The following is a 14,011-nucleotide window of genomic DNA, read 5'->3' on the forward strand; positions in this document are numbered from 1 at the left end:
TTCGGCGCCCGCCATTTCCATAAGGCTAAATAGTGTTTGTTACCAACTGGAGGTATAGAATTTGCAGCATACGGAATATCGGATTCTTGTCATCAATCCCGGTTCAACATCAACCAAAATTGGTGTCTTTGACAATGAAATCCCCCTTTTGGAAAAGACCATCAGGCACGATGCCGAAACTATTGATAGATATGAGAATATTATTGACCAATATGGATTTCGCAAAGAAACGATATTGGAAACCTTGGATACAGAAGGCATCAACATTTCCAAACTGGATGCCGTCTGCGGACGCGGAGGGTTGCTTCGCCCAATAGAGGGCGGAACCTATGAAGTGAACAGCCCGATGCTTGAGGACCTCCGTTCCGGTTATTCAGGGCAGCACGCCTCGAATCTCGGAGGCATCCTTGCATATGAAATTGCCAGCGGCTTAAATATCCCTGCCTTTATTGTGGATCCAGTCGTCGTTGACGAACTGGCGCCAATTGCGCGCATTTCCGGATTTTCCCTGATTGAGCGCAAAAGCATCTTTCATGCATTGAATCAAAAAGCGGTTGCCCGCAGGGTCGCCAAGGAGCTAGGCAGGAAATACGAGGATATGAATTTGATCATCACCCATCTTGGAGGCGGTATTACAATCGGCGCCCATAAGGGTGGAAAAGTAATTGATGTCAATAACGGCCTCCATGGAGATGGCCCCTTCAGTCCTGAGCGCGCGGGAACGGTTCCTGCGGGAGATTTGGTCGCCTTGTGCTATTCGGGAGAATACTATCGTGAGGAAATCATGAAAAAACTTGTTGGGCAGGGTGGCCTTGTCGGCTATCTCGGAACAAATGATGCCGTCAAGGTAGAGAAAATGATAGAAAAAGGCAATGAAATTGCCAAGCTTGTTTATGCAGCCATGGCTTATCAGGTTGCAAAGGAAATTGGCTCGGCTAGTACGGTTCTCCATGGAAAGGTCGATGCGATCGTTCTTACGGGCGGCCTAGCCTATGGGAAAGGCTTTGTCCGGCAAATTACCGAGCGTGTCAATTGGATTGCCGATGTTTTGGTCCATCCGGGAGAAAATGAACTGCAGGCCCTTGCGGAGGGTGCTCTTCGCGTTTTGCGGGGAGAAGAGGAAGCAAAAGACTATCCAAGGCAGGAGCAATGATAGGAGGAAAAGAGAATGGCCGAAGAATATGATTTGGTGATACTGGGCGGCGGCACGGGCGGATATGTCGCGGCTATCAGGGCAGCACAGCTGGGACTGAAAACGGCAGTGGTTGAAAAAAGCAGCCTCGGAGGCACCTGTCTGCATAAAGGCTGCATTCCAAGCAAAGCGCTTCTGCGAAGTGCCGAAGTGTTTGCCACGGCAAAGCGGAGCGAAGAATTTGGCATCAAAACCGGAGAAGTAAAGATAGACTTTGCCAAAGTACAGGAAAGAAAAAGCAAAATCGTTGACCAGCTTCATAAAGGTGTCCAGCATCTCATGAAACAAGGGAAAATTGATATATACGAAGGAACAGGCAGAATCCTCGGACCCTCCATTTTTTCACCAATGCCGGGAACGATTTCTGTTGAAATGAAGGATGGCAGCGAAAATGAAATGCTGATTCCAAAAAATGTCATCATCGCGACTGGCTCCAGACCAAGAACCCTTCCAGGGCTTGAGGTGGATGGCCATAAAGTTCTCTCATCCGATGAAGCTTTGGAGCTTCAACAGCTTCCAGGTTCCATCCTTATAGTTGGTGGAGGAGTCATTGGCATAGAATGGGCATCGATGATGTCCGATTTCGGTGTCGATGTCACCGTGATTGAATATGCAGACCGGATCATTCCAACCGAAGACCGGGAAATCAGCCGGGAAATGCAGCGATTGATGAAGAAAAAAGGAATTAAAATTGTAACAGGTGCGAAAGTCCTGCCGGAAACATTGGAAACAGGCAGCGAGGTCGTCATTTCAGCTGAGGTAAAAGGAAGCCAAAAGGAGTTCAGGGCAGAAAAGCTGCTCGTTTCTGTAGGGCGCCAGGCAAATGTCGAAGGAATTGGCCTGGAAAATACCGAAATCAGGGTAGAAAAAGGTTTTATTGAAGTTAACGAGTTTTACCAGACAAAAGAATCACATATCTATGCGATTGGCGACTGCATTGGAGGATTGCAGCTGGCCCATGTAGCTTCACATGAAGGCCTGTGCGCGGTCGAGCATATAGCCGGACAAAACCCTGACCCTATAGATTACAACCTCATCTCAAAGTGCATCTACAGTTCACCGGAAGCGGCAAGTGTGGGGCTGACAGAAGATGAGGCAAAAGAAAAGGGCTTCAATGTCAAGACAGGCAAATTCTCTTTCAGGGCGATAGGGAAGGCCCTTGTTTTCGGAGAGTCTGACGGCTTCGTCAAAATTGTAGGTGATAAAGATAAAGATGATATCCTTGGTGTACATATGATTGGCCCTCACGTTACCGACATGATTTCAGAAGCAGGGCTGGCCATGGTGCTGGATGCGGCTTCGTGGGAAGTTGCCCACACCATCCATCCGCACCCAACCTTGTCCGAGGCCATCGGGGAAGCCGCCTTGGCTGTGGACGGCAAAGCTATCCATTCATGATCAGCCTGGGAGAGTACTATGGCAATGACCACATTTCAATATTGGGAGGTAAAAACATGGCTGAAAATCGCCACCATAAACTTGGCTTAAGTGATGATCAAGTGCTGGAAATGTATGAAACGATGCTTCTCGCAAGGCGGATTGACGAGCGCATGTGGCTGTTGAACCGAGCCGGGAAAATTCCTTTCGTCATCTCCTGCCAGGGGCAGGAAGCAGCTCAGGTGGGGGCGGCATTCGCCCTTGACCGTGAAAAGGACTATGTCCTTCCTTATTACAGGGACATGGGCGTTGTCCTTACCTTCGGAATGACGGCGCGGGATTTGATGCTGTCCGGGTTCGCCAAAGCAGAAGACCCAAATTCAGGAGGACGGCAAATGCCCGGCCACTTTGGGCAAAAGAAGAATCGGATCGTCACCGGTTCCTCGCCGGTTACAACCCAGGTACCCCATGCTGTCGGCGTGGCTCTGGCGGGCAGGATGGAAGGGAAGGACCTGGTGACCTTTGTTACATTCGGAGAAGGTTCTTCCAACCAGGGAGACTTCCATGAAGGAGCCAATTTCGCAGGTGTGCATAAACTTCCTGTCATTTTCATGTGTGAGAATAATAAGTATGCCATTTCTGTTCCGATTGAGAAACAGCTGGCATGCGAGAAAGTTTCGGACCGGGCAATCGGTTACGGGATGCCAGGAGTAACAGTGGACGGCAATGATCCGCTGGAGGTCTACCAGGCCGTCAAGGAAGCAGCTGAACGGGGAAGAAGGGGAGAGGGGCCTTCCCTCATTGAGACAGTCTCCTACCGCCTGACTCCGCACTCCTCCGATGATGACGACCGCAGTTATCGTGCGCGTGACGAAGTGGCGGAAGCAAAGAACAATGACCCGATTATCACATTTGCTCTCTATCTAAAAGAGAACGGCATTATGGATGATGAAAAGGAAAAAGCCATTAATGACAAGATCATGGAGCTTGTCAACGAAGCGACTGAATATGCCGAAAAAGCTCCATATGCTGATTCGGAGCAGGCATTAAAATACGTCTATGCAGAAGAGTAAGGGGGAAGGATTATGCCGGTAATTTCTTATATTGATGCTGTGACAATGGCACTCAGGGAAGAAATGGAACGGAATTCCAAGGTTTTCGTTCTCGGTGAGGATGTTGGAAAAAAAGGCGGGGTGTTTAAGGCAACCCAGGGGCTGTATGAACAATTCGGTGAAGAGAGAGTGATTGATACTCCGCTTGCCGAATCGGCCATTGCCGGAGTAGGCATTGGTGCCGCAATGTATGGCATGCGTCCTATTGCCGAAATGCAATTTGCCGATTTCATCATGCCAGCTGTAAACCAAATCATATCGGAAGCGGCAAGGATCCGCTATCGGTCAAATAACGACTGGAGCTGTCCTATCGTCATACGGGCGCCATACGGGGGTGGCATCCATGGAGCCTTGTACCACTCACAGTCCGTAGAAGCCGTATTTGCCAATCAGCCTGGCTTAAAGATCGTCATGCCATCGACTCCTTATGATGTGAAGGGTTTATTGAAAGCAGCCATCCGGGACGAGGATCCTGTGCTGTTTTTTGAACATAAGCGTGCATACCGCTTAATAAAAGGGGAAGTGCCTAATGATGATTATGTTCTTCCAATTGGCAAAGCGGATGTAAAACGAAACGGAGAAGATATCACGGTCATTACATATGGGCTTTGTGTCCATTTTGCCCTGCAGGCTGCGGAACGCCTTGCAAAAGACGGGATATCCGCACATATCCTGGACCTTAGAACTGTTTATCCGCTTGATAAGGAAGCCATTATTGAAGCTGCTTCCAAGACTGGAAAGGTATTGCTGCTGACGGAGGATAACAAGGAAGGGAGCATTATGAGCGAAGTATCAGCCATTATTGCCGAAAACTGCCTGTTTGAACTGGATGCACCAATCAAGCGCCTTGCAGGTCCCGATGTTCCGGCAATGCCATACGCGCCAACAATGGAAAAATTCTTCATGGTTAATCCGGATAAGGTCGAGCAAGCGATGAGAGAGCTTGCAGAATTTTAAAGAGAGGAGGAGCTACCATTGCCAATCGAACAAATTAAAATGCCCCAGCTCGGCGAGAGCGTTACTGAAGGGACAATCAGCAAGTGGCTGGTGTCCCCAGGGGACAAAATAAATAAGTATGATCCTCTTGCAGAGGTTATGACGGATAAAGTAAACGCCGAAATTCCTTCTTCCTTTACCGGGACCATCAAGGAATTAATTGCCGCGGAAGGTGACACACTTTCTGTGGGCGAAGTGATTTTGACCATCGAGGTCGAAGGTCCGGGTGTAGCGGAAAAACAAAAAGAGGGCGGTACAGCGAGCTCTGACGTTTCGCCATCTGCAGCGGGCGAAACAGATGCTAGTGCTCCGCCATCCGATACAGGCGGAAATAAAGCAAGGTTCTCACCTGCGGTCCTAAAGCTGTCCCAGGAGCATGGAATTGACTTGTCACGTGTCAAAGGAACTGGCGCCGGCGGACGGATTACGAGGAAAGATGTTCAAAAAGCAATTGAAAATGGGCTGCCGGAGCCTGTTGAAAAACTGTCTCCAGCTCCAGCAGCGGAAACGAAGGAAGCTGTCCCTGGAAAGCAAGCCGGAGCTCAGGCTCCTGCAACTGCTTCCCAAGCACCAATTCCACTGGGTGCGGGTGATATGGAGATTCCTGTAACAGGCATCCGCAAGGCGATTGCCGCGAATATGCTCCGCAGCAAGCACGAAATCCCACATGCCTGGACAATGGTTGAAGTCGATGCCACAAGCCTTGTTGAATACCGGAATAGCCTGAAGGACCAGTTTAAAGCCAAAGAAGGATTCAATCTCACTTTCTTCGCTTTCTTTGTTAAAGCTGTTGCCCAGGCACTGAAGGAGTTTCCGCAAATCAATTCCATGTGGGCCGGTGATACAATCGTACAAAAGTTAGAAATCAATATTTCCATTGCGGTCGCTACAGACGATGCTTTATATGTACCTGTCATTAAAAATGCTGACGAAAAGACTATTAAAGGCATTGCACGGGAAATTGCCGAACTGGCAGATAAAGTGAGGGGGGGCAAACTCCGTCCCGATGATATGCAGGGCGGTACATTTACCGTGAACAATACCGGGTCCTTTGGCTCTGTCCAGTCGATGGGCATCATTAATTATCCGCAGGCGGCCATCCTGCAGGTCGAGTCGATCGTCAAGCGCCCGGTCGTCATGGGCAATGGCATGATTGCGGTTAGGGACATGGTCAACCTGTGTCTATCCCTTGACCATCGGGTTCTTGATGGACTTGTCTGCGGCCGTTTCCTTGCCAGGGTTAAAGAAATCCTTGAAAATATCTCCAAAGAGACAACACCAATATACTAAAGTACCCGGGAAAAGCATTGCTTGTTCAATGCTTTTCTTTTTTAAAAGGAAGTACTACAATAAAAGAGGGATATTATTTGAAATTTTTTGTTTATTTTTCCGGATTTGAAGGGAGGGAAAAGCTGTCCATGACAGGGCAGTGGTTCTTATGAAACTTGAAGAAGTCAAGAACATGGCTTTTCCGCGGGCGACCATGGAAGATTGGAGCACAAAGGCGGAAGAATCCTTAAAGGGCCGAAATATTGAAAGCCTTGCCAAACATACATATGAGAATATCCAACTCAAGCCATTATATTCCAGGGAGGACATTGATGTATCCCATTTGTCTGGCTATCCGGGCCAAGCCGATTTTAGAAGAGGGATTCATGCGTCCGGATACCAGGGGCACAGCTGGCATGTGGCCAACCGGATAAATTATGCAACATTAGAGGACCTGGAAGAGAAAGCAAAGAAAGCCTTTTCTTCGGGACAGACAGCTTTGGCATTCGAAGCGGATGCAAAGCTGTTTGCGGATGAGGAAAGGCTATGCCGCTTGATAGCGGATTATAGCAATAAGGGACCACTTAGCATTATCGCGGATGGGGTCCAGGATACGTTCATAAAGACGGCGGCAAAAGGCGCTGGCGGTGCAGAAAGCATGGCTACCGGGTTTATCGCTGCAGACCCGGTTGCCGAAGCAGCCGGTGCAGGCGGTTTTCCAAAGGAGGAAAAGGATGTTTTTGCGGAGTGGGAGCAGACACTGAGATTTGCCGACACCTCCTTTCCGGATGTGAAGACCATTCTTGTCAACACGGCCCCTTACCATAACGCCGGTGCAAATGCTGTACAGGAGCTCGGAATCGCATTGGGCACCGGGGTGTTTTATATCCAATCGCTTCTAGATAATGGCTGGGATCTTGAAAGGGCATTAGGAAAACTGGTTTTCCACTTTTCGATAGGCGGAAATTTTTTTATGGAAATTGCCAAATTGAGAGCAGCCCGATTGTTATGGAACAAGGTCGCAGAGGCTTATGGAGCAGATGGGGAATCCGGGAAAATGACCATTTCTGCTGAGACATCCTTATTTACAAAGACAGTTTTCGATCCCTATGTTAACCTGCTTCGTGCCGGAAATGAAGCTTTTGCAGCGGTGCTCGGAGGAATTCAGTATTTAAGTGTATCGCCGCTTGACATTGCCTCTGGCCGTTCAACGGCCTTTTCAGAGCGGATTGCCCGCAATACCCAGCTTATTCTTAAAGCCGAAGCCCATCTTGAGAGGGTAGCAGATCCTTCCGGAGGATCGTGGTATATTGAATCTGTCACACAGGAACTGGCAGAAAAGGCATGGGGTTATTTCCTGCAGATAGAAGAGCGGGAAGGAGTGCTGGCTGCATTAAAGTCAAACTGGCTGCAGGAGGCCATTTCTACGGTCAGGGCCGAGAGGGACAAGGATGTGTTTTTGCGCAAACAGAGCATCATTGGGACAAACGTGTATGCGAATGCTGCCGAACAGGCGAAAGCGAAACCTGTCGAGGTTGAGGAGTCTAAGGCCGCCTTTAAACCCCTGGCAGCCTGGAGGCTGTCCCAGCCTTATGAAGAGCTTCGGTTTAAAGCAGCTGCAATCGAAGAGAAAACCGGATCGAAGCCTGCTTTGGGCCTGATTTGCCTCGGAAATTTAAAGCAGTATAAAGGAAGAATGGATTTTATTACAGGCTTTCTGGCCTCCGGCGGGATTGGCACGCAAAAAAGTCCGGACGTGGAGAAGACAGAAACAGCATTTGATTTCATTGAAACTTCCAATCTAAAACATTTTTGCCTTTGCGGGGACGATCAGCAGTATAGCCAACTGGCAGTTGAACTGGCAAAGGAAATCAGCGTCAGGTATCCCGATGTTTCGGTAGCCTTGGCAGGATATCCCGGCATGGAGGATAGACAGGCACTTACCCAAGCCGGTATAAAAAATTTCTATCATATGAAGAGCAGCCAATACGAGAGTCTTTCACATCTGTTAAATGAAATGGAGGTGGCAAATCATGGGCAAAAAGCCTGATTTCAAGAAGATTTCCCCATACTCTGCCTCAAAGCAGCCTTCACATGAGGAGTGGAAGCGGAAAGCGGAAGCCGAGATTGGAAGGTCCATTGATGATTTATTGTATGAGACGAACGAAGGTATTAAGCTTAAGGCACTTTATACGGAAACAGACATTAAAGGTTTGGAACATTTGGATGACAAGCCAGGTTTGCCTCCCTTTACACGCGGGCCGTATCCGACCATGTATGTGAACAGGCCCTGGACCGTCAGGCAGTATGCGGGTTTTTCCACAGCGGAGGAGAGCAATGCTTTCTACAGACGGAATTTGGCAATGGGGCAAAAGGGCTTGTCGGTAGCATTCGACCTGGCCACCCATAGAGGCTATGACTCCGACCATCCCCGTGTTGTCGGCGATGTCGGAAAAGCCGGGGTTGCGATTGATTCGATCCTTGACATGAAAATCCTTTTTGACGGCATTCCGCTTGACCAAATGTCCGTCTCGATGACAATGAATGGAGCTGTCCTGCCTGTCATGGCTTTTTACATCGTAACGGCCGAAGAGCAGGGTGTCAGTCAGGAAAAGCTTTCCGGGACCATCCAGAATGACATTCTAAAAGAGTATATGGTCCGGAACACTTATATTTATCCGCCGGAAATGTCCATGAAAATCATTGCTGACATTTTTGAATATACATCCAAATATATGCCCAAGTTCAACTCTATCAGCATTTCCGGCTATCACATGCAGGAAGCCGGGGCCCCCGCTGATATTGAGCTGGCCTATACACTTGCTGACGGGCTTGAATATGTCAGGACAGGGCTGAAAGCCGGCATCGATATTGATTCTTTCGCACCAAGGCTGTCGTTCTTCTGGGCAATCGGCATGAACTATTTCATGGAGGTAGCGAAAATGAGGGCGGCCCGGCAAATTTGGGCGAAAATGATGAAGTCCTTTGAACCTAAAAATGAAAAATCAATGGCTTTAAGGACCCACTCCCAAACATCAGGGTGGAGCCTGACGGAGCAGGATCCGTATAATAACGTAATCCGCACCCTCATAGAAGCACATGCAGCCGCAATGGGGCATACACAGTCGCTCCATACCAATGCCCTTGATGAAGCAATCGCCCTGCCGACCGATTTTTCGGCGCGAATTGCCCGCAATACCCAGCTTTACCTTCAGGAAGAGTCGGGAATCACGAATGTCATCGATCCTTGGGGCGGAAGCTTCTATGTGGAAGCTTTGACCAAAGAGCTGGCCGACCGCGCCTGGAAACATATTGAGGAAATTGAAAGTCTTGGGGGAATGGCGAAAGCGATTGAAACGGGCCTCCCTAAAATGAAGATTGAAGAGGCGGCCGCACGCCGGCAGGCCCAAATCGACTCGGGCAAGGAAACCATCATTGGTGTTAATCGGTATCGCATGGATCAGGAGGATCCTCTTGAAATTTTGGATATAGATAATACAGCGGTCCGCCAGAAGCAAATCGAAAGACTTCAGCACCTGAAATCTTCGCGTGACCAGGAAAAAGTATCTGAAGCATTGTCGGCACTTGCCTTAGCGGCGGAAACGGGTGAAGGCAATCTTCTGGAATTTGCTGTCCAGGCTGCAAGGGTACGAGCCACACTTGGGGAAATCTCTGATGCGGTCGAGAAAGCTGCGGGACGGCATAAGGCTGTGATCCGCTCAATTAGCGGAATATACAGTTCGGCTTACTCAAACGAGGAGGAAATGGCAGCGGTTAAGGAAATGACGGATGAATTCCTTGAGCAGGAGGGAAGACGGCCAAGGATTCTAATAGCGAAAATGGGGCAGGACGGACATGACCGCGGCGCGAAGGTAATTTCAACGGCCTTTGCCGATCTTGGTTTTGATGTTGATATCGGCCCGTTGTTCCAAACACCGGGAGAGACGGCCATGCAGGCTGTCGAAAATGATGTGCACGTCATTGGCATCAGTTCTCTTGCAGCCGGCCATAAAACGCTGCTGCCACAGCTGGTGGAAGAGCTGAAAAAGCTTGGCCGCGAAGACATAGTCGTCGTTGTTGGAGGAGTCATCCCTGCACAGGATTATCAATATTTGCTCGATCAGGGAGCAAGTGCCATTTTTGGACCGGGGACCGTGATTCCGGCGGCGGCCCAAAAGGTCCTGCAAACCGTGTATGAACGGTTGGGATACGAGGAAGTGTCAAGATAGATGGGAAATGACAAGAAACCAGAATGGTACGATCCTGATGATCCCAGGCAGTTTCAAAGTGTCGTCCGAAAAGGCATTTCCCCTCCTGAAAATGGTGGGGATTCCCGCTCGGTCAAGCGGAGCAGGTTTGTTAAAAAATCCAGGCTGGATATCGACGTTGAAGAACTTGCCGGGCAAATCCAGGATGGAAGCCGAACTTCGCTTGCGCGCGGAATTACCCTGGTGGAAAGCAATGCGGAACATCATTTCCAAAAAGCCCAGCAGCTGCTTGAAAAGCTTTTGCCTAAAACGGGGAATGCCATCAGGATAGGCATCACGGGAGTTCCGGGAGCCGGAAAGAGCACATTCATTGAAGCTTTTGGAACATACCTTTGTAATCTCGGCCACAAGGTGGCCGTACTGGCTGTCGATCCAACCTCCAGCCTGACGGGAGGAAGCATACTAGGGGATAAAACAAGAATGGAAACGCTCGCCAGGAATCCCCAGGCGTTTATCCGCCCGTCTCCTTCTGGTGGAAAATTGGGAGGAGTACATAGGAAAACGAGGGAAACGATGCTTCTTTGTGAAAGTGCCGGATTTGATGTCATTCTTGTCGAGACAGTAGGGGTCGGCCAGAGCGAAGTCATTGTCAGGGACATGGTGGATTTTTTCATGCTGCTTGTACTGACGGGAGCCGGGGATGAGCTTCAGGGAATGAAGAAAGGGATCATGGAGCTGGCAGATGCCGTCATCATTAACAAAGCGGATGGAGACAATGTAGCAAAAGCAGATAAGACGAGGCGTGAATATGGCCGGATTTTACATTTCCTGCAGCCCGCTACAAAAGGCTGGGAAACCAAGGCTCTTACTTGCTCCTCGCTTTACGGAACAGGAATATCCGACATATGGAGGCTTATCTCGGAATTTGAACATAGTACACAGCAGTCGGGAGTGTTTGCCGAGAGAAGGCGGCTGCAGACAAAGGAATGGATCCACTCCATGATCATGGATCAGCTGCAGTTCAGCTTCTTTCATCATCCGGACGTTAAAACGCTCCTTCCCAAAGCCGAGAACGAAGTGATTTCAGGAAGCAGGCCTGTGGCGGCTGCAGTGGATGAGTTGTTTAAGGCCTATCTTGGCCTTTAAGGCAAAAAAAGGGGACAGCGCAGGGAATGGCGCTGTCCTTATCTAGGGAGTTTAGGGGTATGGATCTAGCTGTATTGTTACTATTCCCCGTCCCCTGATGGATAAACACATTTTTCAGAAAAAATTTCTTGTTTGAAAAAAATGTGTTTGTCTTGTTAATATATAGATATGAAGCGAGATTATGCTTACACTAAGGAGTGATCATTTTGAGTATGGATTTTAATTTTTTTATGAATGACGTAGTCCGCCAGGCACGTGATGAAATCAGTGCTTCTGGATATAAACAATTAAAGACACCGGAAGAAGTGGAAGAGGCTTTTGCCCAAAAAGGCACTACTCTGGTCATGATCAATTCTGTCTGCGGCTGTGCCGGCGGGATTGCCCGGCCAGCTGCTGCACACGCCCTCCATTACGACAAGCGTCCCGATCAGCTGGTTACCGTATTTGCCGGCCAGGACAAAGAAGCCACCGAGAAAGCTAGAAGCTATTTCACTGGCTATCCGCCTTCGTCCCCATCCTTTGCGCTCTTGAAGGATGGACAGATCATCACGATGATTGAGCGCCATGAAATCGAAGGCCATGATCCAATGGCGGTTGTCCAAAAGCTTCAGAATACATTTGAAGAACACTGCGCAGAGGTCTAAGGGAAGTTTTGACTCAACAATATATCTGATAGAATAAAAAGATGATACAGGTGATCATCTTTTTATTTTTTTCGGGGAGACAAGGACATGAAATTTAAAATAGGATACCGTACATTGAAAACAGCCGTAGGTACAGCGAGTTCCATCATGATTGCCCAATATGCCGGACTGGAACATTTTACCTCTGCAGGAATCCTGACAATCCTGTGCATCCAGGTAACGAAGAAGCGCTCGCTTCGGGCTTCGTGGGACCGGATTCTTGCCTGCCTCATTGCCATGGTGTTCTCAACTCTCTTTTTTGAAGGAATCGGCTACCACCCGGCTGTAATCGGCTTGATGCTTCTGTTGTTCATTCCGACCGTTGTATTGGCAGGGGCCAGGGATGGCATTGTGTCAAGCAGTGTGATTATCCTCCATATATTCTCGGCTGAACAGGTTACAGGAGGCCTGCTGTTGAACGAGGTGGGAATCATCCTTATCGGCATTGGCGTTGCATTGATTGCCAATCTCTACATGCCCAGCGCAGATGCCAAACTGGAAGAATACCAAAAGCGAATCGACGAAAATTTTAAAAACATCTTTCATGAAATTGCCAATTACCTGAGAAGCGGAGACAGCAGCTGGGGGGGCAGGGAGCTTCCGGAAACTGCACAGTTGATCAATGAAGCAAAGACGCTCGCTTTTCGGGACATAGAGAACCATTTTTTACGCGAGGAGAATCTGTATTATCAATATTTTAAGATTCGCGAAAAGCAGTTTGATATTATTGAAAGAGTTTTGCCCGCTGTCACGTCCATTCCCCTCCATGTAAAGCAGGCAGACATGATCGGTGACTTTGTGGAGATACTTTCCCAAGGGGTCCATCCCGGAAATACGGTGCTATATTACCTCGAGAAGCTTTACAGGCTAAGAACTCAATTTGAAAAGATGGAACTCCCTAAAACAAGGGAAGAGTTTGAAGCAAGGGCCAACCTCCTTCAATTTTTAAAAGAGATGGAAAACTACCTTCTCCTTAAACGTTCCTTTAAGGGTTTGAAACATGCCGAAACCATGCATCACGAGTCCTCACCGGAAGCAAACTAGGAAAAAATGGGCAGGTGATTGTACATGAAGGCAATAATCCTTGCTTCTCTTTTTTCCTTCGCTGTTTCCCCTATTTGGCCGCTTGGGGAAAATCCTCTTCCGGGAGATCCATTCATTGTGGTAAACAAAAAAACCAATGAAGCCGCGCTGATTAATGAAAATGATGTTCAATTCATTACCCGTGCGGCCACGGGCAAAACACCGGATTTGACGCCCGAGGGATTATTTACAGTTACAGTAAAAGCAGCAGATCCCTATTATCGCAAAAAAGATATTCCAGGCGGCGACCCTAAAAATCCGCTTGGAAGCCGGTGGATTGGATTCGATGCTGAACATACAGATGGACGCACATTTGGCGTACACGGAACGAATGATCCAGAGTCCATCGGCCAATATATCTCTCAGGGCTGTATCAGGCTGCATAATGAGAGTGTAGAAACTCTGTATAACCTTGTGCCCCTTGGAACAAGGGTCCTGATTACCGCGTCGGACAAAAGCTTCTATGAGCTAGGAGTCGAGCATGGGGCAATTAGGCCCCAATCACAATAACAAAAAAAGGAAGGGCTCCGCCATCTAGCGGGCCCTTCCTTTTTTCTTATAGAAGAAAATAAAATTTTCTGTACTTATATAACTGTCCAGCTCCAGCGCCTAGTCCCTCGAGTCATAAGCCACTCCGGAATTGAAGGCAAAGAACGCCTTCTATTCCGGAGCGTCTTATGCTGGTCGGGGCTGTACAAGGCGCTTCCGCTTTTCTTATAGAAACGTCGCCACTCCTGCAAGAAGAGTTGAGGCAATCATGGTGAAAAGCATGATATAGATGATGATTTTCCGGGTGTTGCGCTTGCGCAAGTCCATCTCCCCCTTCAGAGCCTGTAAGTTTGTCCTATGGTTATTATACTATACGGGGAAACGAGTTTCTACAATCCTAATTTTAGAAGGATTTGTGAAATTTATGTCGAATATAGAAACTATTAATTATATTCT

The 14,011-nt window shown here is 48.5% G+C and carries 12 protein-coding genes; 11 read left to right on the top strand and 1 reads right to left on the bottom strand.

The window, feature by feature from the left end:
- Positions 1 to 61: 61 nt before the first annotated feature.
- The 11 genes from buk (at position 62) to WQ57_RS25435 (ending at position 13,576) form a co-directional block, all read left to right on the top strand.
- On the top strand, positions 62 to 1,153 hold the full coding sequence (gene buk / locus WQ57_RS25385; protein ID WP_046526402.1) for a butyrate kinase: 1,092 nt from the start codon (positions 62 to 64) through the stop codon (positions 1,151 to 1,153).
- A gap of 15 nt (positions 1,154 to 1,168) precedes the next feature.
- Positions 1,169 to 2,590: a dihydrolipoyl dehydrogenase gene (lpdA, locus tag WQ57_RS25390; protein ID WP_046526403.1), complete on the top strand. Its 1,422-nt coding sequence runs from the start codon at positions 1,169 to 1,171 to the stop codon at positions 2,588 to 2,590.
- Positions 2,591 to 2,646: 56 nt separating this feature from the next.
- A complete protein-coding gene (locus WQ57_RS25395; protein ID WP_046526404.1) occupies positions 2,647 to 3,642 on the top strand; it encodes a thiamine pyrophosphate-dependent dehydrogenase E1 component subunit alpha in 996 nt (331 codons plus the stop codon).
- 12 nt (positions 3,643 to 3,654) lie between these two features.
- Complete coding sequence (locus WQ57_RS25400) at positions 3,655 to 4,638, top strand: alpha-ketoacid dehydrogenase subunit beta (protein WP_046526405.1); 984 nt, start codon at positions 3,655 to 3,657, stop codon at positions 4,636 to 4,638.
- A gap of 18 nt (positions 4,639 to 4,656) precedes the next feature.
- Positions 4,657 to 5,967, top strand: coding sequence for a dihydrolipoamide acetyltransferase family protein (locus WQ57_RS25405; protein ID WP_046526406.1), 1,311 nt, complete (start codon positions 4,657 to 4,659; stop codon positions 5,965 to 5,967).
- Positions 5,968 to 6,115: 148 nt separating this feature from the next.
- Complete coding sequence (locus tag WQ57_RS25410; RefSeq protein ID WP_046526407.1) at positions 6,116 to 7,996, top strand: methylmalonyl-CoA mutase family protein; 1,881 nt, start codon at positions 6,116 to 6,118, stop codon at positions 7,994 to 7,996.
- Positions 7,980 to 10,175: a methylmalonyl-CoA mutase gene (gene scpA, locus WQ57_RS25415; RefSeq protein ID WP_046526408.1), complete on the top strand. Its 2,196-nt coding sequence runs from the start codon at positions 7,980 to 7,982 to the stop codon at positions 10,173 to 10,175. The genes WQ57_RS25410 and scpA overlap by 17 nt, the downstream gene beginning before the upstream one ends.
- Positions 10,176 to 11,300 (top strand): methylmalonyl Co-A mutase-associated GTPase MeaB, encoded by a 1,125-nt coding sequence (gene meaB / locus WQ57_RS25420; protein WP_046526409.1) that lies wholly within the window; start codon positions 10,176 to 10,178, stop codon positions 11,298 to 11,300.
- A 206-nt stretch (positions 11,301 to 11,506) separates the two neighbouring features.
- Entirely contained in the window at positions 11,507 to 11,944 is a 438-nt protein-coding gene (locus WQ57_RS25425; protein ID WP_046526410.1) for a BrxA/BrxB family bacilliredoxin, read from the top strand.
- Between the two features lie 87 nt (positions 11,945 to 12,031).
- On the top strand, positions 12,032 to 13,027 hold the full coding sequence (locus WQ57_RS25430) for an aromatic acid exporter family protein (protein ID WP_046526411.1): 996 nt from the start codon (positions 12,032 to 12,034) through the stop codon (positions 13,025 to 13,027).
- 24 nt (positions 13,028 to 13,051) lie between these two features.
- A complete protein-coding gene (locus tag WQ57_RS25435) occupies positions 13,052 to 13,576 on the top strand; it encodes a L,D-transpeptidase (RefSeq protein ID WP_046526412.1) in 525 nt (174 codons plus the stop codon).
- 204 nt (positions 13,577 to 13,780) lie between these two features.
- On the opposite strand, the gene prli42 is transcribed toward WQ57_RS25435, so the two are convergent.
- Entirely contained in the window at positions 13,781 to 13,876 is a 96-nt protein-coding gene (gene prli42, locus WQ57_RS26840; protein WP_156183231.1) for a stressosome-associated protein Prli42, read from the bottom strand.
- Positions 13,877 to 14,011: the final 135 nt, after the last annotated feature.

Source organism: Mesobacillus campisalis (genome assembly GCF_000986785.1).
Taxonomy (GTDB): domain Bacteria; phylum Bacillota; class Bacilli; order Bacillales; family Cytobacillaceae; genus Mesobacillus_B; species Mesobacillus_B campisalis.

Coding starts and splice junctions, on each gene's coding strand:
- WQ57_RS25395 (WP_046526404.1), top strand. CDS start 2,647: ATGGCTGAAAATCGCCACCATAAACTTGGCTTAAGTGATGATCAAGTG.
- scpA (WP_046526408.1), top strand. CDS start 7,980: ATGGGCAAAAAGCCTGATTTCAAGAAGATTTCCCCATACTCTGCCTCA.
- meaB (WP_046526409.1), top strand. CDS start 10,176: ATGGGAAATGACAAGAAACCAGAATGGTACGATCCTGATGATCCCAGG.
- lpdA (WP_046526403.1), top strand. CDS start 1,169: ATGGCCGAAGAATATGATTTGGTGATACTGGGCGGCGGCACGGGCGGA.
- WQ57_RS25435 (WP_046526412.1), top strand. CDS start 13,052: ATGAAGGCAATAATCCTTGCTTCTCTTTTTTCCTTCGCTGTTTCCCCT.
- WQ57_RS25410 (WP_046526407.1), top strand. CDS start 6,116: ATGAAACTTGAAGAAGTCAAGAACATGGCTTTTCCGCGGGCGACCATG.
- WQ57_RS25400 (WP_046526405.1), top strand. CDS start 3,655: ATGCCGGTAATTTCTTATATTGATGCTGTGACAATGGCACTCAGGGAA.
- WQ57_RS25430 (WP_046526411.1), top strand. CDS start 12,032: ATGAAATTTAAAATAGGATACCGTACATTGAAAACAGCCGTAGGTACA.